Source organism: Rhizobium aethiopicum (assembly GCF_014197535.1).
GTDB lineage: Bacteria > Pseudomonadota > Alphaproteobacteria > Rhizobiales > Rhizobiaceae > Rhizobium > Rhizobium aethiopicum_A.
The window spans coordinates 24,620-50,712 of the sequence record NZ_JACIFV010000016.1 but is presented as its reverse complement, the minus strand read 5'-3'; the positions used below and the strand labels follow the sequence as shown (position 1 = coordinate 50,712).

Here is a 26,093-nt window from a genome sequence, read left to right as displayed (position 1 = left end):
ATGACGGTGATCGACGCAAACCGCATGCATGAGATCGAAGCGCGCTATCCGGAATATTTTCACCGGTCGTTCCGCCAGCGTTTCGGAGGGCTGATGATCCTCATTGCAACGCTGCTCTACGGTCTTTACGCCGTCTGGTTCTTCGACCTGCCAAAGCTGCTTGCCGAAGCCCACTGGGAGCGCGTCGGCATCTATCTCAGCCAATGGGTGAGCTACGATGTCCAGGCGGACTTCCGCATCCAGGATGACGGCTCGATCGAGGTGCGTTATCCCCGCTTCTCGCCGCTCGGCGACAATCCGCACCCGGACTGGGTGGTCAACAATCCCGATGGCAGCATCACCGTTTCTGTCAGCGGCACCGGCCGCAGCGTCACCGTTTCGAAGCGCGAAACGATCGTGACCGCGCACGGCATCAGCATCCCCGTCGAACTCTCGAGCGGCGCGCCTGAGGTGGTCGGGCCGGTGCCGAGCTGGATGACGGTCTATGACGACAACGTGCTCGCAGATCTCGGCTTTGCCGGCGACGTCAGCATTTCCGTCGATCGCGTGAAGGTCCGCAAACGCTTCCTCGGCTGGGCGAATTTCCTCTTCGACACGCAGTCCGCCTTCTTCGACAAGCCGGTCAGCGAAGTCATCGGCCTTATTGTCTCCGGCCCGCGCATCAAGCCCGACCAGACCAACCTATCGCTCGCCTTCGAGGATATATGGAACAACAGCGAATGGCAGCATGGCGACGTCTGGACCAAGCTTTTCCAGACGATCATCATGGCCTTTCTCGGAACGCTGCTCGGCGCGCTTGCCGCCTTCCCGCTCGCCTTCCTGGCGGCGCGCAACATCACGCCGAACCGCCTCCTGAACCAGATCCTCAAGCGCTTCTTCGATTTCTTGCGCTCGGTCGACATGCTGATCTGGGCGCTGTTCCTGACTCGCGCTTTCGGCCCCGGCCCGCTTGCCGGCAGCGGCGCGATCTTCCTCACCGAGACCGGCACGCTCGGCAAGCTTTATTCCGAGGGGCTCGAGAATATCGATAACAAGCCGCGGGAAGGCATCAAGTCGACCGGCGCTCAAACGGTGCTTGTCCACCGTTACGGCATCATGCCGCAGATCGTTCCCGTCATCGTCAGCCAGACGCTCTACCAGTGGGAATCGAACGTGCGCGGCGCCACGATCATCGGCGCCGTCGGCGCGGGCGGCATCGGCCTCAAGCTCTGGGAGGCGATGCGCACCAACGCCAATTGGGAAAACGTCGCCTATATGGTCATTCTGATCCTGATCGTCGTCTTCCTGTTCGACGCCGCTTCGAACGCGCTGCGCCACCGGTTGATGGGCACGAAGGCGCACTGACCGGTCGATAAGGGGCGGTGGCGGCGCTCCCGCCATCATCATTCTGTCACGGAAATCTTTTAGCCGGGAGCCTGCTTGCGGTTCGCCGCCAAATCACTGAACATTGCCCTCCTCGTTTCGACGATTCCCAGGAAAAAAGCCTTGCGCTACGCTCTCTATTTTTCGCCGCCGAAGGATGATCCCCTGACCGGCGCGGCTTCGCTCTGGCTCGGTCGCGATGCTTTCACCGGCGAAATCTATCCTGCACCCGACCATGAGACACTCAGTGCGGCAGAACAGTTCGAGTTGACCGCCGACCCGCGCCGCTACGGCTTTCACGCGACGATCAAGGCGCCGTTTTCGCTTGCCGCTTCCGTCACCGAAAGGGATCTCATCACCTTTGCCGAGGATTTCGCGGCGCGCACCCCGGCCTTCGAGATTCCTGAACTCGTGCTCGGCCAGCTTGGCCGTTTTTTTGCACTGGTTCCCGGTTCTCTTCACCAACCTCTTCAGGATTTCGCCGCAAAGGTGGTAAAATCCTTCGAACCGTTCCGCGCTACGCCTTCCGAGACCGATATCGCGCGACGCAACCCGGAGAAGCTCAGCGACAGCCAGCGTATCAATCTGCAACGCTGGGGATATCCTTACGTCATGGAGGATTTCGGTTTTCACATGACGCTGAGCGGCCAGGTACCCGCCGAACGCGCCGAGGTCATGAAGGCGATCCTGGCGGAGCGTTTTGCCGGTTTCACCGGCCGGCCGCTTTCGATTTCCGGCCTCGCCGTCTTCATCGAGGAGACGCGCGGCGCCCCGTTCAAAGTTCATTCCTGGCTGCCACTGGCAGGCGCCAAAAGCTGAAAGACCTGACGATATGAGCAAAGAGACCGTTTTTTCCAACGCCCGCATCGTACTCGAGGATGACATCCTCGCAGGCTCGATTCTTATTCGCGACGGCAAGATCGCCGATATCTCCGAAGGCAATTCAGTAGCCGGCGAAGATTTCGAAGGCGACTACGTCATTCCCGGCCTCGTCGAACTGCATACCGACCATCTCGAAGGCCATTACCAGCCGCGCCCGGGCATCCGCTGGCACAAGACGGCTGCCGTCCAGGCGCATGACGCCCAGATCGTCACATCGGGCATCACGACGGTCTTCGACTGCCTGCGCATGGGCGCGGACGAGGACGGCGGTTTCGAACATGGCGAGATGCGCGAGATGGCCGACGCCATCCAATCGGCGGAGAAGGAAGGCCGGCTGCGCGCCGAGCACCTCATCCACCTGCGCTGCGAGGTATCGGCCGACAACGTGCTCGAACATTTCGCCGATTTCGAAAAGGATCCGCACGTGCGGCTCGTCTCGCTGATGGATCACGCGCCCGGCCAGCGGCAGTTTCAGACGATGGATCAATATATCTTCTACTACCAGAAGAAGCGGGGCCTGAGCGACGAGGCGTTCGCCCGTTTCGTCGCCAAGCGCCAAGCTGAATCGGCGCGCAATTCGACTCCGCATCGAAACGCCATCGCCAAGGTCTGCGCCGAGCGCGGGATCACGGTTGCAAGCCATGACGACGCCACGCTCTCCCATGTCGATGAGGCAATCGACAATGGCGTGCGGCTTGCCGAGTTTCCGACCAGCTTCGATGCCGCCCGGGCATCGCACGAGCACGGCATGAGCGTGCTGATGGGCGCGCCGAACATCGTGCGCGGCAAGTCCCATTCCGGCAACATCGCCGCCCGCGATCTCGCCGAAATGGGCGTGCTCGACGTGCTGTCCTCCGACTACGTGCCGCTCAGCCTGCTGCATGCACCCTTCATCCTCGCCGACGAGGTGGAGAGCATCAGCCTTCCGAAAGCGATCGCGATGGTGACGTCGACGCCCGCCCGCACGGTCAGCCTTGACGATCGAGGCCGGATCGCGACCGGACTGCGCGCCGACCTCGTCCGCGTCCACCGCTCGCATGGCGTGCCGGTGACACGCTCCGTCTGGCGCCAGGGACGCCGTGTCGCATGACCCCGCACGAACCCCATGCAGCAGCCGGAGCCGAGCGCGGCATCATGGTCGTGGTCGTCGGGCCGAGCGGCGCCGGCAAGGACACGCTGATGAACCTCGCTGCGCGGCGTTTTTCCGGCCGCGATAACGTGCATTTCGCCCGCCGCGTCATCACCCGCCACCGCAATGCCGGCGGCGAGGATCATCTTTCCGTCTCCCTCGAGGGCTTTGCCGCCATGGAGCAGTCAGGCTCCTTCGCGGTCTGGTGGGAAGCGCATGGCCTGAGATACGGCATTCCGGCCGAAGTTTCGGTGGCGCTGTCGCGAGGCCACGTCGTCGTGGCCAACGGCTCGCGCTCGGCGCTTCACCGCTTCCAGGCCGCTTTCCCGCGGCTGAAGGTCATCAATGTCACGGCCAGCCCGGACGTGCTCGCCAGCCGGCTCGAAGCGCGCGGCCGCGAGACACATGAGGACATCATGGCCAGGCTTGCCCGCGGGCCGCTCACTGTGCGCGGCGATTATGACGTGACGGAACTCGACAATAGCGGTTCGCTTGAAGAAGCCGAACAGAAGATGATCGCGATCCTGGACGGATTGCTGGCCGAAGTGAATTCGACACAGTAGAGAGGCAGGATGCGCGCCATCAAAGTCGTTGATTACGACCCTTCCTGGCCGCTGCTCTTTGCCAAAATCAGCGCCGAAGTCTCCGTCCTGCTCGGTGACCTAGTGCTGTCCATCGACCATATCGGCAGCACATCGGTGCCCGGCCTTGCGGCCAAGCCGAAGATCGACCTCGATGTCGTCGCAATATCCGATGAAGCGCTACCGCCAGCAATCGAATTGGCACGCGCCGCCCACTTCATCTTTCACGGCGACCCTCATGGAGACGGCCGCTGGGTCTTTACCCGGAATCGCGAGTGTCATGGTTTCAGACTCTATCTTTGCGGCCCCGACAATCGCGCGCATCAAGAACGCATCCTGTTTCGCGATTATCTCAGAGCCCATCCCGACAGAGCCAAAGCCTATGCCGACCTGAAACGCCGGCTGGCCGCGGAGGCAGACGGCGATTGGGATTTCTATACCGGCGGAAAATCAGCCTTCGTCAATGAAACGGTGGGGTTGGCCACGTTGAGAAGATGAGACCGAAGGGCGTTGCGCACTTCGGTAATTGTCAATCAATCGCCGTCGCTCCGCCCGGAAACGATCTCGCGCTTGCCTACATGATTTGCCGGGCCGACAAGACCTTCCTTTTCCATGCGCTCGACCAGTGAAGCAGCGCGGTTATAGCCGATGCCGAGGCGGCGCTGGATATAGGAGGTCGAGCACTTCTTGTCGCGCATGACGACCTTGACCGCCTGTTCGTAAAGCTCGTTGCCATCCTCTGAGGCCATGGCGCTCTTGTCGAAAACGGCGCTGGCGTCTTCCTCTTCCGGCTCTTCCTCCTCGTCGGCAGTCACGGTGTCGAGATATTCGGGGCGACCCTGCGTCTTCAGGTGCGCAACGACTTTCTCCACTTCGGCATCGGAGACGAAGGGACCGTGGACGCGGGCGATGCGTCCGCCGCCCTGCATATGCAGCATGTCGCCCTGGCCGAGCAGCTGCTCGGCGCCCTGCTCGCCGAGGATGGTGCGGCTGTCGATCTTCGAGGTCACCTGGAAGGAAATGCGGGTCGGGAAATTCGCCTTGATCGTGCCGGTGATGACGTCGACCGAGGGGCGCTGGGTCGCCATGATCAGGTGAATGCCCGCGGCACGCGCCATCTGCGCCAGACGCTGGATCGCACCCTCGATCTCTTTGCCGGCGACCATCATCAGATCGGCCATCTCGTCGACGATGACGACGATATAGGGCATCGGCGCAAGATCCAGCTCTTGGCTTTCCTCGATCGGCGCGCCGGTCTGCCGGTCGAAGCCGACCTGGACCATGATGTGGATGGTCTCGCCTTTTTCGCGTGCCTGGGAGACGCGGCCGTTATAGCCGTCGATGTTGCGCACGCCGAGGCGCGACATCTTGCGATAACGCTCCTCCATCTCGCGCACGGCCCATTTTAGCGCCATGACCGCCTTCTTCGGATCGGTGACAACGGGCGTCAGCAGATGCGGAATGCCGTCATAGACGGAGAGTTCGAGCATCTTCGGGTCGACCATGATCAGCCTGCACTGCTCCGGCGTCATGCGGTAGAGCAGCGACAGGATCATCGTATTGATGGCGACCGATTTGCCCGATCCGGTGGTGCCGGCGACAAGCAGGTGCGGCATCTTCGCGAGCTCGGCGATCACAGGCTCACCGCCGATGGTCTTGCCGAGGCCGAGCGCCAGCTTATAGCCGCTCTTGTCGAAATCCTGGCTCTCGATCATCTCGCGGAAATAGACGGTTTCACGGGTGACGTTCGGCAGCTCGATGCCGATGACGTTGCGGCCGGGGACCACGGCGACGCGGGCCGACAGCGCCGACATCGAGCGGGCGATATCATCGGCCAGGCCAATGACGCGCGACGACTTCACGCCGGGCGCCGGCTCGAATTCATAAAGGGTGACGACGGGGCCGGGGCGGACATGAATGATCTCGCCCTTGATGCCGAAATCCTCAAGCACGCTTTCCAGAAGACCGGCATTCTGCTCCAGCGTCTCCTGCGACATGATCTCGCCGAGACGTTCAGGCGGCTCCTGCAAAAGAGCGCGCGGCGGGAATTCATAACCTGATGCATCGATCTTTTCAGGCCTCGCCGCAAGGCGCGGCGACGGCAGGACCGCGGCGACGGGGGGCGTAGTCCGAGGCACGGGGGCGGCCTGAGGCACGAGGGCAGTCTGAGACACCGGGGCGGCCTGAGGCACCGGCGTGACCTGAGGCATCGGCGCAGTCTGGGGCGCGACCTGCTGCGCCGGCGTAATCGCCGCCTCGCGGGTCCGCACGGGCCTTTCCAGGGAAATCACCGCCGGCGGGCGCGGAGCTACCGGCGCGGGCGCTGCAGCCGGTGGCTGGACCGGTCGGGATGCCGCCTGAGCGGGCTTCAGCGCGCCCGGACGCCATTCCATGACGCGAAACAGCGAGGTGATCGATTCGGGCGCGGTCTCGATCTTCGGAAGAATGATCGAGGGCACGCGCACCGGTTCGCCCTCCTCGAAGGCCATGACTTCCCAGAAGGCAAAATCGGAAATCGAAGACAGTTCGGAAGCGACGCGCAGGGTGGGAGCCTCCACCGCGGCCGCCGGCGGCTGGAGCGTCTCGATCTCAGCCTGCACTACGGCAGGTTCAGCGGGCTCTGGCAGGTAGATATCGAAGGGCACGTCGACCGCGACCGGTTCTATCCGTATCGCCTGCTGTTCCGCTTCCGGTTCACTGCGAACGGGCTCGTTCGACGGGCGGCGGCGGCTGATCAGCGTTTCGGGCGTGCGGGTGAAGCGAACATTCGGCGCGAGCGAGAAGTTGCTCTGCCAGATCGGTGCCGGCGGCCTCTCGCCTGGATTTTCCTCCGGAAGCTCCGTATCAATGCCGCTGGAAAAATCTGCGGCATCCGTCAAATTGGTTCTGGGAAAACGCATGCGTCCGCTACTCACTCATGCCTAACAAATTACGACCCTACCGGGATAGAAAAGGAAGGTTAATAAGTTCCTTCCAGCCGTATCGTTCCGATACGGCCTGGGGAGGTACATGGTCGTGATTTCAGTGAGTTAGGAGAAACGGAAAAATCTTTTTCGTTTTGGGGAGGCGGTTAATGCGCCTCGTCCCAATTGGTGGCGGCGCGGGCATCGACCTTGAGCGGCACGCGCATTTCGAGCGCCGGCATCGTGGCGTTTTCCATGACCGAGACGATGATCGGCATCGCCTTTTCGACACCCTCGTCCTCGACCTCGAAAATCAGCTCGTCATGCACCTGCAGCAGCATGCGCACACGCTCTGCAAGACCGGCTTCGGCGAGCGCCGGCTCCATCTTGATCATCGCTCGGCGGATGACGTCGGCAGCCGAACCCTGGATCGGCGCGTTGATCGCCGCACGCTCGTTGAAGGCCCGCACAGACGGATTGGACGAGCGGATTTCGGGATAGTTGATTCGCCGGCCGAAGATCGTCTCGACATAACCCTTGTCGCGCGCCATCACCTTGCGGCTCTCCATATAATCGCGAATGCCGGGAAAACGCTCGAAATACTTCTTGATGTAATCGCCGGCTTCCGAGCGCTCGATCGACAGCTGGTTGGCGAGACCGAAGGCGGAGATGCCGTAGATGATGCCGAAATTGATCGCCTTGGCGCGGCGGCGCACTTCGCCCGGCATGCCTTCGACCGGCACGCCGAACATTTCCGACGCGGTCATGGCGTGAATGTCGACGCCATCCTCGAAGGCTTTGGTCAGCTGCGGGATCTCGGCCACATGGGCAAGCACCCGCAGTTCGATCTGGCTGTAGTCGGCGGAGATCAGCTTGTGACCCGGCGTCGAGATGAAAGCGGTGCGGATCTTGCGGCCTTCTGCGGTGCGCACCGGAATGTTCTGCAGGTTCGGTTCGGACGAGGACAGGCGCCCTGTGGTCGTCGAAGCCAGCGAATAGGAGGTATGGACCCGCCTGGTCTCCGGATGGACATAGCCCGGAAGCGCGTCGGTATAGGTGGATTTCAGCTTGGTGAGCTGGCGCCAGTCGACGATCTTGCGCGGGAGCTCGAAACCGGCGGCGGCGAGATCCTCGAGCACCGAGGCGGAGGTCGACCATTGTCCGGTCTTCGTCTTGCTGCCGCCGGCAAGGCCCATCTTGCCGAACAGGATATCGCCCAGCTGCTTCGGCGAACCGATATTGAAACGCTCGCCGGCGAGCTGGTAGATCTCGTCTTCCAGACGCGCCGCCCCCTGCGCCAGTTCGCCGGACAGCCGCGACAGGATCTGCCGATCGACGGTGATGCCGCGCGCTTCCATATGCGCCAGCACCGGCAGCAGCGGCCGCTCCAGCCGCTCGTAAACGCTGGTCAGCCCCACCGCCGCCAGCCGCGGCTTCAGCACCAGCCAGAGGCGCAGCGTCACGTCGGCGTCTTCGGCGGCGTAATGGGTGGCGCGGTCGATATCGACCAGGTCGAAGGTGACGTTCGCCTTGCCGCTGCCGGCCACGTCCTTGTACGGAATCGGCTTATGGCCGAGGAATTTTTCCGAGAGCGGGTCCATGCCGTGAGCGCCGGTGCCGGCGTCGAGCACGTAGGAGATCAGCATCGTGTCGTCGAAACTCTTCGTTTCGATGCCGTAACGCTTCATCAAGAGGTAGTCGTATTTCAGGTTCTGGGCGACCTTGAGGACCGATTCATCCTCTAGCAATGCCTTCAGCCGCGGCAAGGCGTCACCCATGGGAATCTGGTTTTCCGCAAGGCCGCCGCCGAGCAGATCGCCGACGCCGTTCTTGTGGGCGAGCGGCACATAGGCGGCGCGAATCTTCGTGCCGGTGGGATCGCTGACATTGTCGGCGATCGCCATCGCAAAACCGACCAGCTCGGCCTGCATCGCATCCAGCGACGTCGTCTCGGTATCGAAAGCCACAAGGCCGGTGTCGCGCGCATCGGCTATCCATCTGTCGAGCGTCGCCAGATCGCGGATCGTCTCGTAGTTCGAATGATCGAAGGGCAGCGTCGCAAATGCCTCGGCCCGCGCTTTGGCGAGATCGGCCGGCGAAAAAGCGCCTTCGACGCCGCTCTTTGCCTTCGCGCGCGGCGGCACGGGCACCGATTCGCCCGATACGTCCGGGATGCCGCCGGCAACGGGCTCCGGCTCGGCCGCGTCGAGATCGGGACCATGGGCCGCCTTGCCCCACTCGATAGGGACGACCGCCGGTTCGATGGTGCTCGCATCGCAATCGCAGACTTCGGCGACGCGTCGGGTCAGCGACGTGAATTCCATCGTCTTCAGGAAGCCGATGAGCTTCGGGCCGTTCTGCGGTTCCAACACCAGCGCGTCGAGATCGAGATCGAGCGGCACGTCGGTGCGCAGCCGCACGAGTTCGCGCGAAAGTCGCGCCATCTCGATATTGGCGAGGATCGTCTCGCGGCGCTTGACCTGCTTGATCTCGGTGGCGCGATCGAGCAGCGTGTCGAGATCGCCATATTCCTCAAGGAGCTGGGCAGCGGTTTTCGGGCCGATTCCCGGAATGCCGGGAACATTGTCGACGGAATCACCGGTCATCGCCTGCAGATCGATCATCTTTTCCGGCGGCACGCCCCATTTCTCGACAACGTCGGGAATGCCGAGCTGCTTGTCCTTCATGCTGTCATACATATGGACATTGGAGGTGACGAGCTGCATCAGATCCTTATCGGAGGAAACGATGGTGACATCGGCGCCCGCGGCCTCGGCCTGGCGGGCGTAGGTGGCGATGATGTCGTCGGCCTCGAAGCCTTCGGTCTCGATGCAGGGCAGGTTGAAGGCGCGGGTCGCCTCTCTTATAAGGCCGAATTGCGGGATGAGCTCTTCCGGCGGGGCCGATCGGTTCGCCTTGTAGGCGTCATAGAGATCCTTACGAAAGGTCTTGGCGGAATAGTCGAAAATGACGGCAAGATGGGTCGGCGTTACCCCGACATCGGTGTTGCGCGCATCCCTCAAGAGCTTCCACAGCATGTTGCAGAAACCGGAAACGGCGCCGACCGGCAGACCGTCGGTCTTGCGCGTCAGCGGCGGTAATGCGTGAAACGCCCGGAAGATGAAACCGGAACCGTCGACTAGGAAGAGATGATCGCCATTTTTCATGCGTGCATGGATAGCGCGGGCAGGAAACCAGGTCCATATAAAGTTCGGTGCGCCAAGAGCGGAAAGGATTTCCGCTCACCAAACTGTTACCGATTTGTAACGTACCGTGACCCTTGAAAAACCACATTCGTAGCCACAAATGCATGTCACCGGCGCTTGATCGCGTCGCGGGTCTGATTACCGGCTTGTCCCCCGCCGCATCAGGCTTGGACAAAGGCCTTATCCCCCTCTCCGGGCCTTTGTCCCCATTTTAAAGTCGCCATGGCCAACCTCCAGGTCATGGCGACTTTTGTTTTTCCAGGCTCGCGCAGGTCTGATCGCGGCTTGCATTTTTTGCAGCATCCTCTGCGATTTGCTGCATTGTCTCCGGCACGGTTTTGAGCCTAACTTGCAATCATGGGATTTAACCGCATGGATTCGGGAGCTTACCTTGCCAGCCAGCTGGCGAAAGGTTTTGCCCGCTCGCTGCACCAGCGTGCGGTCGGACTTGGTTTCTCTCCCGGCCAGTTTCCCATCCTGCTGGAACTCTGGGCCGAGGATGGGCTGACCCAGAAACAGCTTCTCGACCGAGTCGCTATCGAACAGGCAACCATGGCCAATACGCTTTCGCGCATGGTCCGCGACGGGCTGATCGAGCGCCGGCCGCATCCGTCCGACAAGCGGGCGCAGCTGATTTTCCTGACGCCGAAGGCGCGTGCAATGGAGGCTGAGGCGATCGAGACCGCGCGTGAGGCGGACCTCGCGCTGTTCAAAGGCTTTCGCGGATTCGAACGCGAGCTGACGCTCGAATATATCCGCCGGCTGCTGGAAAACGCCAAGACGCTCTGATCGAGATTATTCACCGGCAAGACGCGTAGATCGCCGCCACGGAGGCGGCGACACGTCAGCGTCGGCCGTCGAGGACAGAAGGCTTTTGGCGGCGAGCTTGATGCTCGGCTCGATATCCGGCTTGCCGAGCAAAAAGCCCTGCACCTGTGCGCAGCCTTCTTCGAGGACGATCTGGCGCTGCGTCTCGGTTTCGACGCCCTCCGTCACGACAGGCATGCCGAGGCTGTGGCCGAGACCGATGATGGCGCGCACGATCGAACGTGACGCCGCGTCATGTTCCAGCATGCCGGTGAAGCTGCGGTCGACCTTGATCTTGTCGAACGGGAAGGTTCGCAGGTTGGAAAGCGAGGAAAAACCGGTGCCGAAGTCGTCCATGACGATGTGAACGCCGAGACTGCGCAGGCGCTGCAGCGTGGCCATCACCCGATCGCGGTCACGGATGAGAGCGGCCTCGGTGATTTCGATTTCCAGCCGGTCGGGCGCGAGCTCCGTTTCCTCGAGGATCGCCTCGATCCGCTCGCAAAGGTTCGGCAACATGAACTGCACCGGCGAGACATTGACGGCGATCGTCAGCGGATGCGGCCAGCGCGCAGCCTCTGTACAGGCCTCGCGCAGCACCCATTCGCCGAGCTGGACGATCGATCCGCTTTCCTCGGCGATCGGAATAAAGACATCCGGCTCGCTGATGCCGTGCCCCGGCCGGTTCCAGCGCATCAAGGCCTCATAACCGCTGACCTCGCCGCTAAGTGCGCCGTAAATCGGCTGATAGCTGACATGGATCTGATTGCGGGTGATGGCGTGGCGCAGTTCGCTTTCGATCTGGCGGCGGGCGCGCGTGGCCTCGTCCATTTCCGCGTCGAAGAAACAGGCCTTGCCGCGGCCGCCGTGCTTGACCCGATAGAGTGCGATATCGGCATTGTTGCAGATCTCGTCCACATCACGTCCGTCGGCCGGATAAAGGGCGATGCCGAGGCTGACGCCGACGGCTGTGGGGTCGCGTGCCGTATCCATCTCGGCGGCGAATTCGTCGAGGATCGCGGCTGCGAGCTTCTGCGCGGCCGCCGGTTGCTGTCCGGCGGGCTGAATGATGGCAAATTCATCGCCACCGAGACGGGCGATCGTATCGCTTTCATCGGCGACGCGACGGAGGATCGAGGCAACCTTGCGGAGAATTCGGTCGCCCTCGGCATGGCCGAAAATATCGTTGACGCTCTTGAACCGATCGAGATCGATATAGAAGAGGGCCACCTTGCTGCTTTTTCGTTCGGCCATCTGCAGCGCCTGGCGGATGCGCGTATCGAACAACGACCGGTTCGGAAGATCGGTGAGAACATCGTGGTGGGCGAGATGTTCGATCATCTCCTCGGCCTGCCGGCGCTCCGTCAGATCGCGCACCGCCAGCACGTCACAATTGTGCCCGCGATAGACGATCCTGCTGGTATTGACTTCGACGGCGATCTCCTTGCCGCCGCGGGTGCTGAGCAAGGTCTCGCTAGGCCTGTTCTGCCCCTGGTTGACGGTCAAAGCAACGGACGGCGCCCTGCCGACAAGATCGGCAAGCTTCCAGCCGGAAAGCGTTTGGAACCGTTCATTGGCATCGATGACCCTGCCTTCGCGCAGGATCAGCAACCCTTCCTGCGAGGCATTGGCGAGCCCTCTCAGATCCGTCAGATGGCTGTCGATAAAGACCACCGCGATAGCGGTCAGAATGAGAGCCGTCGCCGCTACCACCACGATCGCTGCCAGCAGGCTGGTATCGAGCACCATCGCCGGGACCTCTTTGCCGGGATCCGGCACAAGCGTGATACTTGCCATCGAAATGAAGTGGAGAGCGCAGATTGCAAGAACGAAGATGACGGACGAGGTGAGGAGCCGCCTCAGGCCCCTGCACTGGAAGAAGGCGTAGAAGGCAGCGCTCGACAGCAGCGCCCCCGCCAGAACCGCACTCAGCGTCATGTAGGGATCATAGACGATGACCGCCTGTGTCTCGATCGCCTGCATACCGGTCAGGTGCATCGAGGCGATGCCGAGCGCCATCAGGACGCCGCCGCGGATGCGCGAAAACTGGCCGCGGCTCTCCGAAGCGACGACGATCGCCGCCCACGAACCGACAACCGACAGGAGGAAGGAAAGCGCCGTCAGCCCCAGTTGGTAGCTGATCGGCATGCCGCCGTCATAGGCCAGCATCGCGATGAAGTGCGTTGCCCATACGCCGGTGCCGAAGGCGAAAGCCGAGGCGGCGATCCAGAGCCTGCGGCGCCCGGCATCGCATCCTTGAGCGCGCGAAAGCGGCAGCATTGCTGCCATCGCGCCGATCAGACAAACCGCGGCGGCCGCGAGTACCAGCCGCCAATCGTGATCGTCGCGAATACATGTAATGACCGAAAACATCCGTCCCCCCGAACAGCTGAATTCTGTCAGACTATTTAGGTTGTACTAAATAACTGTAAATTGAATTAGCAGCTTCTTCTATATTATCCGGCAATCTTCTTGCACCCGATCTGGATATGGCCGCTTTCGCGCCGCCCATTTTGCTTTTCCGCCTCGCCTGCCTTCCTCGTTTGGTCTATCGTCCGGCCAAATTTCAAAAAGGAGTCGAAAATGACGGATCTACAACAGGTGCTTGCGCGCGCCGATGAGAACCTTTCCTCGAGCCTCGAAAAGCTGTTCGAGCTTCTGCGCATCCAGTCGATTTCCACCGATCCCGTCTATCGGACCGAATGCCGGAAGGCGGCCGAATGGCTGGTCGCCTATCTCGAAAGCCTCGGCTTTGCCGCCTCGGTGCGTGACACACCCGGCCATACGATGGTCGTCGCCCACCATGCCGGCGCTTCCGCCGACGCGCCCCATGTTCTTTTCTACGGCCATTACGACGTGCAGCCGGTCGACCCGATCGAGCTTTGGGAAAACGATCCCTTCGAGCCATCGATCAAGGATGTCGGCGATGGCCGCAAGATCCTGACCGGGCGCGGCACCTCCGACGACAAGGGCCAGTTGATGACCTTCGTCGAAGCCTGCCGCGCCTATAAGGAGATCAATGGCGCACTTCCCTGCCGCATCACCATTCTGTTCGAGGGCGAGGAGGAATCGGGCTCACCGTCCTTGAAGCCTTTCCTCGAAGCCAACGCCGCCGAACTCAAGGCCGATTATGCGCTTGTCTGCGATACCGGCATGTGGGACCGCGATACGCCGGCAATCGCCGCGGCACTCCGCGGCCTCGTCGGCGAGGAGGTGGTCGTGACGGCCGCCGACCGCGACCTGCATTCCGGCCTCTTCGGCGGCGCTGCGGCCAATCCGATCCATATTCTCGTCGAGGCGCTTGCCGGCCTGCATGACGAGACCGGCCGCATCACGCTTGAGGGCTTTTACGACGGCGTCGAGGAAACGCCCGACAACATCAAGGCGTCATGGGATACGCTCGGCAAAACGGCGGAGAGCTTCCTCGGTGAAGTCGGCCTTTCCATTCCCTCCGGCGAAAAGGGCCGGTCGGTGCTGGAACTCACCTGGGCGCGGCCGACGGCCGAAATCAATGGCATCTGGGGCGGATATACCGGCGAAGGCTTCAAGACGGTCATCGCCGCCAAGGCCTCGGCCAAGGTTTCCTTCCGGCTTGTCGGCACCCAGGATCCGGCTGCCATCCGCGAGGCTTTCCGCAGCTATGTCAGGTCGAAAATTCCGGGCGACTGCTCGGTGGAATTCCATCCGCATGGCGGCTCGCCGGCGATTCATCTCTCCTATGATTCGCCTGTTCTGACCAAGGCGAAGACGGCGCTTTCCGACGAGTGGCCGAAACCTGCCATCGTCATCGGCATGGGCGGCTCGATCCCGATCGTCGGAGATTTCCAGAAGATGCTCGGCATGGAATCGCTGCTCGTCGGCTTCGGCCTCGCCGATGACCGTATCCATTCGCCGAACGAGAAGTACGAGCTTGTCTCCTACCATAAGGGCATCCGCTCCTGGGTGCGGATCCTTCAGGCGCTCGCCGGCTGAAGGGCAATGACGCGCCCTATCGGCGCCAAAACCAGAAAACAAAAAGGCCGGTTGCCCGGCCTTTCGTCATCCGCCCGGCTCGGTGCCAGTTCATCCGTGGTCAAGGAGCAAGCGGGTATTGATGTGAGACTGCCGCCGAAAGGTTAACAAAAGGTTAACTTGTCGATCAGGATCGGACCTCGATTGCCGGACAGCGTGACGTGCCGGAGACGCTCCGCGCGTCCTGTCGGTTCATGCGCCCTGTCGAAGCGAATGAGAGCACAAATCTCCCCCCGTTCAAGCTGCGTTCATCGCGCTCGACCTATAAGGTTTTGAAAGACAAAGCGAATGATGACGCCCTAACAAATTCCGGCGATCGCTCTATCTTTTGTTCCAGATGCCATATGCCAAGGAAACGCAGCCGAGCGCTGCCTGAAAAACACGCCAACGAGGAGTGAGAAGCGTGAGAAACCTCATCGTCAAAATAGCCGCGGCCGCGCTACTTGTGCTGGCTCCGGCAATGGCGCAGGCCGCCGAGGGTTACTCGACGGCAAACGTCAACATGCGTGCCGGTCCGAGCACCCGGTATCCCGCCGTCGCCGTCATACCCGCCGGTTCGTCCGTCGAAATCCGCGGCTGCCTTTCCAACGTCAACTGGTGCGACGTCGAATTCTATGGCGGCCGCGGCTGGGTCTCCGGCCAGTACGTGCAGGCAGTCTACCAGCAACGCCGCGTCTATGTGGGTCCGGAATATTATCGCCCGCTGGGCATTCCGATGGTCACCTTCAGCGTCGGCAATTATTGGGACCGGTACTACCGCAATCGCGATTTCTATCGCGAGCGTGACCGCTGGAGCCGCGGCCCGGACTATTATTACCGCAACCGCGACCGCGATTATTACCGTGACCGCGACCGCGATTATTATTCCCGCGACCGTGACCGGGACCGGGACCGGGATTACCGGGCCCGCGAGTACCGGGATCGCAACCGGGACTGGCGCGACAACGATCGCAGAGAGGAAGTCCGCCGGCCCGAGCGTCGGGAAACCGACACGAATTTCCGTAATCTGCCGCAGTTCAGAGGCGGGAAGGCCGACACCTACAATCGTCCCGACCCCCGGGCTTCGCCTTTCGTCTGCCGCCCGGGCGATCCCGCCTGCGACTGAAACATCGAGGGCGGCAGCGATGCCGCCCTTTCTGCGACAGAATCACTGGAAAGCGGAGCCACAAAAAAGCCCGGCGCTCCTTGGGGGGATGCACCGGGCCTGATGTCGATCGGCGCGCGTTGAGGGGAGACGGCCGATCATTCGCGGGACGTGAGGGGCTGTCCCGCTTCTCCATAAACAGTCGTCGAGCCTATTGGTTCCGCTCGCCGCATTAATTCCTAATTCGAAAATCGTGCGCACCGCGCCCCGGCCCTGGTCATGACTGCGCGGCTTCGATAGTGCGGCTCTCATCGCTTGTCGTCCTTTAACACCCCGTTAAATCGCCGCAATTACAGTTCACTCGGATGATCGCGCATAGGTCCTTAAACCGAAATCAGTTTAAGGACAAAATTATGCAACACTTCAAAGTGCTACAGCGTCCTTCGCGCGTCTGAGGAGACGCCGGGCGCTGTAACAGGGCGCCGTTATGCGAAGTGGGCTTCGCGATCGAACAGGGGATGCGACCGGTCCGCGATGGCAGGCAGAGGCAAATCAGGCGACAGAATCGAACCGTCCTTCAGCGGCCGTCCGGCCCGCGACGATGATGAATTTTCGCTCGACGCCGACGACCGCGTCATCGGAAGCAGATCCGCGCGGCGCGGCGGCTCCAAGCCCCCGCCGCAGCGTGCCGCCCGCCAGCGGCGGCGTGAGCCGCGGGAGCGTGAAGGCGGCGGCCTTTTCGGCTTCCTGCGCGGCGTCGTCTACTGGTGCGTCGTGCTTTTCATCTGGGCCGGCATCGGCGTTGCCGGGCTTGTCCTCTATTACGGCTCGCGCATGCCGAGCGCCAGCACGTGGGCGATCCCCGAGCGGCCGCCGAACGTCAAGATCACCGCCGTCGACGGCAGCGTCATTGCCAATCGCGGCGCCACCGGCGGCGAGGCGCTGTCGCTCGAAAACATGTCGCCCTATATTCCCGAAGCCGTCATCGCCATCGAAGATCGGCGTTTTTATTCGCATTTCGGCGTCGATCCGCTCGGCCTCGGCCGGGCGATCGTCACCAATTTCACGGCCGGCCACATGGTGCAGGGCGGCTCGACGCTGACGCAGCAGCTTGCCAAGAACCTCTTTCTCTCCCCCGAGAGAACGCTGGAACGCAAGGTGCAGGAAGTGCTGCTGGCGCTCTGGCTGGAGCAGAAATACACCAAGGACCAGATTCTTGCGATGTATCTCAACCGGGTGTTCTTCGGATCGAACGCCTATGGCGTCGAGGCGGCCTCACGCCGCTATTTCAACAAATCGGCGCGGGACGTAAACCTCGGCGAGGCCGCGGTGCTGGCCGGCCTGCTCAAGGCGCCTTCGCGGCTTTCGCCGGCCCGCGACGCGGAAGCGGCGAATGCGCGCGCCCAGCTCGTGCTCGCGGCGATGCGCGAGCAGGGTTTCATCACCGATTCCGAGGTCAAGACAGCGATGTCGCAGACCCCGGCTTCGGCCAAGAGCTACTGGTCGGGCGCCGGGCATTATGTCGCCGATATGGTCATGGACGAATTGCCGGGCCTGATCGGCGACGTCAAGGAAGACATCGTCGTCGATACGACGATCGACAAATCGCTGGAGAAGAAGGCCGAGCAGTCGCTGGTCGACGTGCTCGACAAGGAGGGAGTCAAGCTCGACGCGTCGCAGGCGGCCCTGGTCTCGATCGACGGCACCGGGGCGATCCGGGCACTCGTCGGCGGCAGAGACTATGCGACGAGCCAGTTCAACCGCGCCGTCAAGGCCAAGCGCCAGCCGGGATCTTCGTTCAAACCCTTCGTCTATACCGCGGCGCTGGAAAAAGGGCTGACGCCTTTTTCGGTGTTCAACGACGCGCCGATCCGCATCGGCGACTGGACGCCGGAGAATTACGAGAAGAAATACAATGGCGAAGTGACGCTCGCCACCGCGCTCGCCAAGTCGCTGAACACGGTGGCCGCGCAGCTGGTGATGTATGACGGGCCGGATCAGGTGATCAAACTCGCCCACCGGCTCGGGATCGAAAGCGAGCTGCAGCCGAACGCCTCGATTGCGCTCGGGACGTCCGAAGTGTCGCTGATGGAACTGACCGCCTCCTATGCCGCCTTCATGAACGGCGGCTACAAGGCGACGCCGCACGTCATCCGCCGGGTGACGACCGCCGAGGGCAAGGTTCTCTACGAAAATACCTACGACAGTCCGCCGCGCGTGCTTTCCGAGCAGATCGCCGCGCAGATGGACACGATGATGATGGGCGTCATCGAAAACGGCACCGGCAAGAGTGCCAAGATTCCCGGCTGGCAGGCGGCGGGCAAGACTGGCACGACGCAGAATTCGCGCGACGCGCTGTTCGTCGGCTTCACCAGCAACCTCACGACCGGCGTCTGGTTCGGCAATGACGACGGCAAGCCGATGAAGAAGGTGACCGGCGGCGGTCTTCCAGCCAAGGCCTGGAAGGAATTCATGATCGCCGCCCACAAGGGTCTTTCGCCGGCGCCGCTCTTTGGCAACGGCCAGCTGATCGACAATCCGAACAGCGGCCAGCCGATGGCGCAGGCAGCGCCCGACGGCGGGCAGCCGGTCACGGCCGAAGTGCCGCCACCGACGACGATCGGCGGCATCATTTCCGGCGTGTTCGGCGGCGGCGAGAATGCCGAGCGTTATCCGCAGGCGCCTGTCCGGCAACAGCGGGCAGGCCCCGGCAACGGCCCTGTTCCGCCTGCAGACGTTGCCGAAGGCGGCGGTTCAGGCTACGACGGCATCGTGCCGCCCGGCGATGTCGGTGGGCCGCAGACGACCTCTTCGGTGCAGCCCCGGCGCACGACCCTGCTCGACTTGATCATGGGTCAATGAGATTCCGTGCTGCATGCCCGGCGCAAGCCATATATCCTAGAAATCGCACGCTTTCGGGGGATCGGGCGACCGCTTTCCCGGCTGCTGCGAAAATTGAAGGCAACACATTCGTTTTGCTGGATTCCGGGCTATTTCCCGCCTTGCAGTCCAGAAAACCGCTCCTTATATACGCCGCATCACCGCAATCACGATTGCGTAATCTCAAGTAGACCCATCCCGTAAGGGGCTGTCAGGGAAATGCCTTCTGGGGGTTCCGACAGCTTGCTTCAAGGAGAGAATGACATGGCAAAAGTAATTGGTATCGACCTTGGAACGACGAATTCCTGCGTCGCAGTCATGGACGGCAAGGACGCAAAGGTCATCGAGAATGCGGAAGGTGCGCGCACGACCCCTTCCATGGTGGCCTTTTCCGATGATGGCGAGCGCCTCGTCGGCCAGCCGGCCAAGCGCCAGGCGGTCACCAACCCGACGAACACGCTCTTTGCGGTGAAGCGCCTGATCGGCCGCCGCTACGAAGATCCGACCGTCGAGAAGGACAAGCATCTCGTTCCCTTCACCATCGTCAAGGGCGACAATGGCGACGCCTGGGTCGAAGCCAATGGCAAGGGCTACTCGCCCGCACAGATTTCCGCGATGATCCTTCAGAAGATGAAGGAAACCGCCGAATCCTATCTCGGCGAAAAGGTCGAGAAGGCCGTCATCACCGTTCCCGCCTACTTCAACGACGCGCAGCGCCAGGCAACCAAGGATGCCGGCAGGATCGCCGGCCTTGAAGTGCTCCGCATCATCAACGAGCCGACCGCTGCCGCTCTCGCCTACGGCCTCGACAAGAAGGACGGCAAGACGATCGCCGTCTACGACCTTGGCGGCGGCACCTTCGATATTTCGATCCTCGAGATCGGCGACGGCGTCTTCGAAGTGAAGTCCACCAACGGCGATACCTTCCTCGGCGGTGAAGACTTCGACATGCGCCTCGTCGAATATCTCGTTGCCGAATTCAAGAAGGACAACGGCATCGACCTGAAGAACGACAAGCTTGCCCTGCAGCGCCTCAAGGAAGCCGCAGAAAAAGCCAAGATCGAACTGTCGTCCTCGCAGCAGACCGAAATCAACCTGCCGTTCATCACGGCTGACGCCTCCGGCCCGAAGCACCTGACGCTGAAGCTGACCCGCGCCAAGCTCGAGAGCCTGGTCGACGATCTCGTCCAGCGTACGATCGCGCCCTGCAAGGCAGCCCTCAAGGACGCCGGCGTCACCGCTGCCGAAATCGACGAAGTCGTTCTCGTCGGCGGCATGAGCCGCATGCCGAAGGTCCAGGAAGTCGTCAAGCAGCTGTTCGGCAAGGAGCCGCACAAGGGCGTCAACCCGGATGAAGTGGTTGCGCTCGGCGCCGCCATCCAGGCCGGCGTTCTGCAGGGCGACGTCAAGGACGTTCTGCTGCTCGACGTCACCCCGCTGTCGCTCGGCATCGAGACGCTCGGCGGTGTCTTCACCCGTCTGATCGAACGCAACACGACGATCCCGACGAAGAAGAGCCAGACCTTCTCGACCGCGGAAGACAACCAGCAGGCCGTCACCATCCGCGTGTCCCAGGGCGAGCGCGAAATGGCTGCCGACAACAAGCTGCTCGGCCAGTTCGACCTCGTCGGCCTGCCGCCGTCGCCGCGCGGCGTGCCGCAGATCGAAGTCACCTTCGACATCGACGCCAACGGCATCGTGCAGGTTTCGGCCAAGGACAAGGGCACCGGCAAGGAACAGCAGATCCGCATCCAGGCTTCCGGCGGCCTCTCCGACGCCGACATCGAAAAGATGGTGAAGGATGCCGAATCCCACGCTGCCGAAGACAAGAAGCGCCGCGAGACCGTGGAAGCCAAGAACCAGGCCGAAAGCCTGATCCACTCCACGGAAAAGTCGCTGAAGGATTACGGCGACAAGGTCTCCGAAGCCGACCGCACCGCCATCTCGGATGCGATCGCCGCGCTGAAGTCCTCGACCGAGGCTACCGAAGCCGACGCCGAAGACATCAAGGCCAAGACCCAGACGCTCATGGAAGTTTCCATGAAGCTCGGCCAGGCGATCTATGAAGCACAGCAGGCCGAAGGCGGTGCTGCTGCCGATGCCTCCGCGGAAGGCGGCGACAATGTCGTCGACGCCGACTACGAGGAAATCAAGGACGACGACCGCAAGAAGTCCGCGTAATCCGCGGCGGCGTGGTTATGCTTCAACACCTGATCCGGCTGCTCACCATGGCAGCCGGAAATCCATTTCCGGGGTTTAATCCTTAATGGCAAAAGCGGACTTTTACGAAACTCTGGGTGTAGCCAAATCGGCGGACGAGAAAGAGCTGAAGAGCGCCTTCCGAAAGCTGGCGATGAAATATCACCCGGACAAGAACCCGGATGACAAGGAAGCCGAACGGAAGTTCAAGGAAATCAACGAAGCCTATGAAATGCTCAAGGACCCGCAGAAGCGGGCAGCCTATGATCGTTATGGCCACGCAGCCTTCGAGCACGGCGGCATGGGCGGCGGTGGCGGCGGCTTTGCCGGCGGAGGCTTCTCCGACATCTTCGAAGATATTTTCGGCGAGATGATGGGCGGCGGACGGGCGCGCCAGCGCTCTGCGGGAGGCCGCGAGCGCGGCGCCGATCTTCGCTACAATATGGAAATAACGCTGGAAGAGGCTTTCTCGGGCAAGACGGCGCAGATCCGCGTTCCCACTTCCATCACCTGCGACGTCTGTTCGGGTTCGGGCGCCAAGCCCGGCACGCAGCCGAAGAACTGCGGCACCTGCCAGGGCACGGGCCGCGTGCGCGCGGCGCAGGGCTTCTTCTCGATCGAGCGGACCTGCCCGACCTGCCACGGCCGCGGCCAGATCATTCCCGATCCGTGTCCGAAGTGCCACGGCCAGGGCCGGGTGACGGAAGAGCGGTCGCTCTCCGTCAATATTCCCGCCGGCATCGAGGACGGCACGCGCATCCGCCTGCAGGGCGAGGGCGAAGCCGGGGCTCGCGGCGGACCGGCCGGCGATCTTTATATCTTCCTGTCGGTGAAGCCGCATGAATTCTACCAGCGCGACGGAGCCGATCTCTATTGCGCCGTGCCGATCTCGATGACGACGGCTGCTCTCGGCGGAACCTTCGACGTGGCGACGCTCGACGGCACCAAATCGCGGGTGAGCGTGCCTGAGGGCACCCAGGCCGGCAAACAGTTCCGTCTCAAGGGCAAGGGCATGCCGGTGCTGCGTTCGGCGCAGACGGGCGACCTTTATATCCAGATCCAGATCGAGACACCGCAAAAGCTCACCAAGCGTCAGCGCGAACTGCTGCAGGAATTCGAGCAGATTTCCTCCAAGGAGAACAATCCGGAGTCGACGGGTTTCTTTGCCCGGATGAAGGAATTCTTCGAAGGCTGAGCCGTCGGTCGATAGGCAATCGCGAAAGCCGGGGACGGAAACGTCTTCGGCTTTTTTGCGCCCGCAAATCCTGATTTTGGACATGGGCAGTTCATGCCAGGCGGTCTGTTCCAGATCTGCCGCGCAAACTGTTCCAGATCGACACGGCGCCCGATCGGAACAGGAACTTGCGTTAACGCAGCCCGATGATGCCGCTTGCAAGTTTTTAAAATGACTCCAATCTCTGCCGTCAGCGCATGACCCAGGAGCTCGGAATCGATGTCCGGGGGGTGATGCGCAGTTTCAGAGCGACAGAGCGTTTCCGGCGTGTCCATTGGACGCAGGCGCTCTAACGGGGACCACGAAGCAAGAGTATCCATCATGGCGCCAGCCTTTTCCTCTCAGTCCGAAGATGTCGACGTTCTCGCCGGCGCCATCTACACATGGTGTGCCGAGCGCAACATCAAGCTTCGCAGCCAGCAGGGCCTTTCCATCGCCAGTATCGCGATCGACCTCTACCATGCCGGCCACCAGACGCAGGACGAGCTGCTGACGGCGTTGCATGGGTGCGAGATTCACTGATTCACCAGCGCGTCGCGAAATGCGTCTACCGCTGGGGACAGGCAGCCCCCGACATGGTTCGGAGGTCGTCCCTCTGAAGAAGTCTTGCTTCTCCCGACGTCAGCTGACCGCTTCAGCGGGATCAGGCGGCGCTATCGACCGCTTCGCCGCTCATGAGTGTAAGGATGGTCTTGACCGCTTCCTTGCCTGCCGCCGAGTTCAGCTTGTCGTAGCTCAGCGCAAGGGCATAGGCATCAGGACTGAGTTCGATACGGCCGCCGAATTCCGATATATCCGTCCCCTCGAAGAGGGCGGAGATCTCGACACCGAGAAAGACCGCGATCTGATGCAGCTTGCTGGCTGACACGCGGTTCGTTCCCTTTTCATATTTCTGGATCTGCTGGAAAGTCAGTCCGAGTGCTTCACCGAGCTCGAGCTGGGAAACACGACGAATGGCGCGAAGCTGTCTGATGTTGCGACCAACAATGATATCGACCGGATCTGCCACTTCACCACTCTCTTATACATGAACCTTTTGTTCACCATATCGTTTTCCCGGGATAACGCAACCCGGCAGTTGCAAAATTCAACCGACTTTTTCTGGGCATTACGTTACGTCAGCAGCCACCGAGGAATGTCGCAGAAGCCCTGCCACGCAGGCGATCCGAGAACGCCGACGATGACTGTGGCCGGCTGACGCCCAATCTCGGACGCCTCTGATGCGGTTGTATTTTTTGCGGATTTCTGAAAAACAGTACCGAAAAGTTCCGGAATCTTTCATGTTTACGATGCTTGCGGTGAAGCGCGCGCGATCCGCGGCGCGAAGGGGCGAGCTTGCCATCCGCGCCGCTTCGGCTTAGCTGTCACGCTTCACGAACCCGGATACGCAATGCCGCATAAGGTCTCTCTTTCGCGTCTGAAGCTGACAGACTTCCGCAATTATGCGGCCGCGAGCCTCAGTCTCGACGGTCGGCATGCCGTGCTGACCGGAGACAATGGCGCCGGCAAGACCAATCTCATGGAGGCGGTCTCGCTGCTTTCGCCCGGCCGCGGCCTGCGCCGAGCCGCCTATGGCGATATTACCCGCGTCGGGGCGGCCGGTGGCTTTTCGATCTTCGCGGCGCTTGACGGCATGGAGGGCGAAGTCGAGATCGGAACCGGCATAGAAGCGGGCGAGGAGACCACAGCCCGCCGGCTTCGCATCAACGGCACCCCGGCAAAAACCGCCGACGAGTTGACCGATCACCTGCGTCTTCTCTGGCTGACACCGGCGATGGACGGGCTCTTTACCGGCGCCTCCTCCGACCGCCGGCGCTTTCTCGACCGGCTGGTGCTGTCGCTCGATCCTGCCCACGGCCGCCGCGCCAGCGATTTCGAGCGCGCCATGCGCAGCCGCAACAAGCTGCTGGACGAAGGCCGTTTCGACCCTTCCTGGCTTGCGGGTATCGAAGAACAGATGGCAAGCCTCGGCATCGCCATGGCGCTCGCCCGGCAGGAGATGCTCGGCCTCTTGACCCGGCTGACCGAGGAAACACTGGAGAGTTCGCCTTTCCCATCGGTCTCGCTGCAGCTCTCGGGCTTCATGGACGGCCAGTTCTCGCGTCCATCGGTCGACCTCGAGGACGACTACGCGGCGATGCTCGCCGAGAGCCGCTACCGCGATGCCGGCGCGGGGCGCACGCTGGAGGGACCGCACCGGACCGACCTCATCGTCCACCACCGCGAAAAGGCGATGGAGGCGGAGCGGTGTTCCACCGGCGAGCAGAAAGCGCTGCTTGTCGGCCTGGTGCTTGCCCATGCGCGGCTGGTCGGCAATCTCACCGGTCATGCGCCGATCCTGCTGCTCGACGAGATCGCCGCGCATCTCGACGAGAACAGGCGCGCCGCGCTGTTCGACCTCGTCGATGGATTGGGCGGCCAGGCCTTCATGACCGGAACGGATCGGGGAATGTTCTCGGCCCTCGGCGACAGGGCGCAGTTCTTTACGGTTGCGGACGGAAGGGTGTTCGGATGAGGGAGACCGCTTTTCCCGATGTCGCTTTTCCCGATGTCGGCGGCCATGCTACGATCGCCGCCATGGAACCTCTCAGCCCCGATGAAATTGCCCGGTATCAACGCCATATCCTGCTGCCCGAGATCGGCGGCGCAGGCCAGCAGAAACTCAAAGCCGCCCGCGTGCTGGTGATCGGCGCCGGCGGGCTCGGTGCGCCGATTCTGCAATATCTCGCCGCCGCCGGTATCGGCACGCTCGGCATCGTCGACGACGACCGGGTGTCGCTGTCCAATCTGCAACGCCAAGTGATCCATGATTCCGGCACGATCGGCGAGCTGAAAACCGAAAGCGCCGCCTTGGCCATTGCCAGGCTCAACCCGCATGTGCGGCTCATCCGCTTCGAGGAACGCTTTTCTCGCGAGACTGCCCGACGTCAGTTATCCGGCTTCGATCTCCTGATCGACGGCTCCGACAATTTCGAGACGCGTTATGCCGCGGCCGATGCGGCGGAGGAAGCAGGTATCCCGCTCGTCACCGGTGCCGTCGGTCGTTTCGACGGTTCGCTGACGGTGCTAAAACCTTATGAGACGGCCGAGGACGGAGCGCCCAACCCAGGCTACCGCGACCTGTTTCCCGAGGCGCCTCCGGCGGGCCTGATTCCCAGCTGCGCCGAAGCCGGCATTATCGGCGCGCTCACCGGCGTCATCGGCACGATGATGGCGATGGAGGCGATCAAGCTCATCACCGGCGCCGGCGAGCCGCTGATCGGGCGGCTGCTGCTTTACGACGCACTCTCGGCCCGGTTCGAAACCGTGCGCTATAAGCGCCGCCGCGCCAGGCAAGCCGGATGAGGATTATCCGCCTCGATCCGAGTTTCACGCGCTGGGACGAGCTGCTCGCCCTCATCCTGACCGCCTTCGCTTCGATGAACGGCAGGATCGATCCGCCGTCGTCGGCGCTCAGCCTGACGGCGGAGACGCTGGCCGCGAAGGCTGAGGCCGAGATCGGTTACATTGTCATTGGCGATGGAAAGCTGATTGGCTGCCTGTTCCTGCGGCCGGAGGCCGATTGTCTCTATGTCGGCAAGCTCGCCGTTCTGCCGGAAGCGCAAGGCAAGGGCCTCGGCAGGCGTTTGCTGGCAGTTGCCGAGGAGACGGCTGCAGAATTCGGCCTTGCCGCCTTGCGGCTGGAGACACGCATCGAGCTTACCGACAATCACGCCGTCTTTGCCGCCTGGGGATTTTCCAGAACCGCCGAGAAGGCCCATCCCGGTTTTGCCAGAACGACCTTCATCGAGATGCGGAAGAGCCTTACACGCTGA

Annotated in this window: 19 protein-coding genes; 15 read left to right on the top strand and 4 right to left on the bottom strand. The window is 62.1% G+C overall.

Annotation, left to right across the window (positions count from 1 at the left end):
• From phnE to GGD53_RS20245, 5 genes are all read left to right on the top strand, one after another.
• Nucleotides 1–1,344, top strand: coding sequence for a phosphonate ABC transporter, permease protein PhnE (gene phnE / locus GGD53_RS20265; protein WP_184458664.1), 1,344 nt, complete (start codon nucleotides 1–3; stop codon nucleotides 1,342–1,344).
• Nucleotides 1,345–1,485: 141 nt separating this feature from the next.
• The gene (locus GGD53_RS20260) at nucleotides 1,486–2,181 is read left to right on the top strand and encodes a DUF1045 domain-containing protein (RefSeq protein ID WP_184458663.1); all 696 of its coding nucleotides are present in this window, start codon (nucleotides 1,486–1,488) and stop codon (nucleotides 2,179–2,181) included.
• Between the two features lie 13 nt (nucleotides 2,182–2,194).
• Nucleotides 2,195–3,334 carry an alpha-D-ribose 1-methylphosphonate 5-triphosphate diphosphatase gene (locus tag GGD53_RS20255; protein ID WP_184458662.1) on the top strand — a complete coding sequence of 380 codons (1,140 nt, stop codon included), beginning with the start codon at nucleotides 2,195–2,197 and terminating at the stop codon, nucleotides 3,332–3,334.
• Nucleotides 3,331–3,936, top strand: a complete 606-nt coding sequence (gene phnN, locus GGD53_RS20250) for a phosphonate metabolism protein/1,5-bisphosphokinase (PRPP-forming) PhnN (RefSeq protein ID WP_184458661.1) — start codon at nucleotides 3,331–3,333, stop codon at nucleotides 3,934–3,936. Before GGD53_RS20255 ends, phnN begins: the two co-directional genes overlap by 4 nt.
• 9 nt (nucleotides 3,937–3,945) lie before the next feature.
• A complete protein-coding gene (locus GGD53_RS20245) occupies nucleotides 3,946–4,452 on the top strand; it encodes a GrpB family protein (protein WP_184458660.1) in 507 nt (168 codons plus the stop codon).
• Between the two features lie 35 nt (nucleotides 4,453–4,487).
• On the opposite strand, the gene GGD53_RS20240 is transcribed toward GGD53_RS20245, so the two are convergent.
• Nucleotides 4,488–6,854, bottom strand: a complete 2,367-nt coding sequence (locus GGD53_RS20240) for a DNA translocase FtsK (RefSeq protein ID WP_184458659.1) — start codon at nucleotides 6,852–6,854, stop codon at nucleotides 4,488–4,490.
• A 170-nt stretch (nucleotides 6,855–7,024) separates the two neighbouring features.
• Complete coding sequence (gene polA, locus GGD53_RS20235) at nucleotides 7,025–10,024, bottom strand: DNA polymerase I (RefSeq protein WP_184458658.1); 3,000 nt, start codon at nucleotides 10,022–10,024, stop codon at nucleotides 7,025–7,027.
• 411 nt (nucleotides 10,025–10,435) lie between these two features.
• Between polA and GGD53_RS20230 the strand changes: the two genes are divergently transcribed.
• On the top strand, nucleotides 10,436–10,852 hold the full coding sequence (locus GGD53_RS20230) for a MarR family winged helix-turn-helix transcriptional regulator (RefSeq protein ID WP_184458657.1): 417 nt from the start codon (nucleotides 10,436–10,438) through the stop codon (nucleotides 10,850–10,852).
• A 6-nt stretch (nucleotides 10,853–10,858) separates the two neighbouring features.
• Here GGD53_RS20230 and GGD53_RS20225 read toward each other — a convergent pair whose 3' ends face one another.
• Nucleotides 10,859–13,243 carry a bifunctional diguanylate cyclase/phosphodiesterase gene (locus GGD53_RS20225; protein ID WP_184458656.1) on the bottom strand — a complete coding sequence of 795 codons (2,385 nt, stop codon included), beginning with the start codon at nucleotides 13,241–13,243 and terminating at the stop codon, nucleotides 10,859–10,861.
• A gap of 210 nt (nucleotides 13,244–13,453) precedes the next feature.
• Here GGD53_RS20225 and GGD53_RS20220 point away from each other — a divergent pair, with 210 nt between their 5' ends.
• The 6 genes from GGD53_RS20220 to GGD53_RS20195 all read left to right on the top strand — a co-directional run bounded on the left by GGD53_RS20220 (nucleotide 13,454) and on the right by GGD53_RS20195 (nucleotide 22,800).
• Nucleotides 13,454–14,842, top strand: a complete 1,389-nt coding sequence (locus GGD53_RS20220; protein WP_184458655.1) for a M20/M25/M40 family metallo-hydrolase — start codon at nucleotides 13,454–13,456, stop codon at nucleotides 14,840–14,842.
• A 442-nt stretch (nucleotides 14,843–15,284) separates the two neighbouring features.
• Nucleotides 15,285–15,986, top strand: coding sequence for an SH3 domain-containing protein (locus GGD53_RS20215; RefSeq protein WP_184458654.1), 702 nt, complete (start codon nucleotides 15,285–15,287; stop codon nucleotides 15,984–15,986).
• Between the two features lie 513 nt (nucleotides 15,987–16,499).
• The gene (locus tag GGD53_RS20210; RefSeq protein WP_184458653.1) at nucleotides 16,500–18,827 is read left to right on the top strand and encodes a transglycosylase domain-containing protein; all 2,328 of its coding nucleotides are present in this window, start codon (nucleotides 16,500–16,502) and stop codon (nucleotides 18,825–18,827) included.
• 282 nt (nucleotides 18,828–19,109) lie between these two features.
• Complete coding sequence (dnaK, locus tag GGD53_RS20205) at nucleotides 19,110–21,026, top strand: molecular chaperone DnaK (protein WP_184458652.1); 1,917 nt, start codon at nucleotides 19,110–19,112, stop codon at nucleotides 21,024–21,026.
• An 85-nt stretch (nucleotides 21,027–21,111) separates the two neighbouring features.
• Nucleotides 21,112–22,239 carry a molecular chaperone DnaJ gene (gene dnaJ, locus GGD53_RS20200; RefSeq protein ID WP_184458651.1) on the top strand — a complete coding sequence of 376 codons (1,128 nt, stop codon included), beginning with the start codon at nucleotides 21,112–21,114 and terminating at the stop codon, nucleotides 22,237–22,239.
• A 360-nt stretch (nucleotides 22,240–22,599) separates the two neighbouring features.
• Entirely contained in the window at nucleotides 22,600–22,800 is a 201-nt protein-coding gene (locus GGD53_RS20195) for a hypothetical protein (protein ID WP_184458650.1), read from the top strand.
• Between the two features lie 121 nt (nucleotides 22,801–22,921).
• Here GGD53_RS20195 and GGD53_RS20190 read toward each other — a convergent pair whose 3' ends face one another.
• Nucleotides 22,922–23,287, bottom strand: a complete 366-nt coding sequence (locus tag GGD53_RS20190; protein WP_184458649.1) for a helix-turn-helix domain-containing protein — start codon at nucleotides 23,285–23,287, stop codon at nucleotides 22,922–22,924.
• A 381-nt stretch (nucleotides 23,288–23,668) separates the two neighbouring features.
• On the opposite strand from GGD53_RS20190, the gene recF reads away from it, so the two are divergent.
• The 3 genes from recF to GGD53_RS20175 are packed head-to-tail and all read left to right on the top strand — an operon-like array spanning nucleotide 23,669 to nucleotide 26,093.
• On the top strand, nucleotides 23,669–24,793 hold the full coding sequence (gene recF, locus GGD53_RS20185) for a DNA replication/repair protein RecF (protein ID WP_184458648.1): 1,125 nt from the start codon (nucleotides 23,669–23,671) through the stop codon (nucleotides 24,791–24,793).
• Nucleotides 24,790–25,623, top strand: a complete 834-nt coding sequence (locus tag GGD53_RS20180; RefSeq protein WP_432443134.1) for a molybdopterin-synthase adenylyltransferase MoeB — start codon at nucleotides 24,790–24,792, stop codon at nucleotides 25,621–25,623. Before recF ends, GGD53_RS20180 begins: the two co-directional genes overlap by 4 nt.
• Entirely contained in the window at nucleotides 25,620–26,093 is a 474-nt protein-coding gene (locus GGD53_RS20175) for a GNAT family N-acetyltransferase (RefSeq protein WP_184458647.1), read from the top strand. The genes GGD53_RS20180 and GGD53_RS20175 overlap by 4 nt, the downstream gene beginning before the upstream one ends.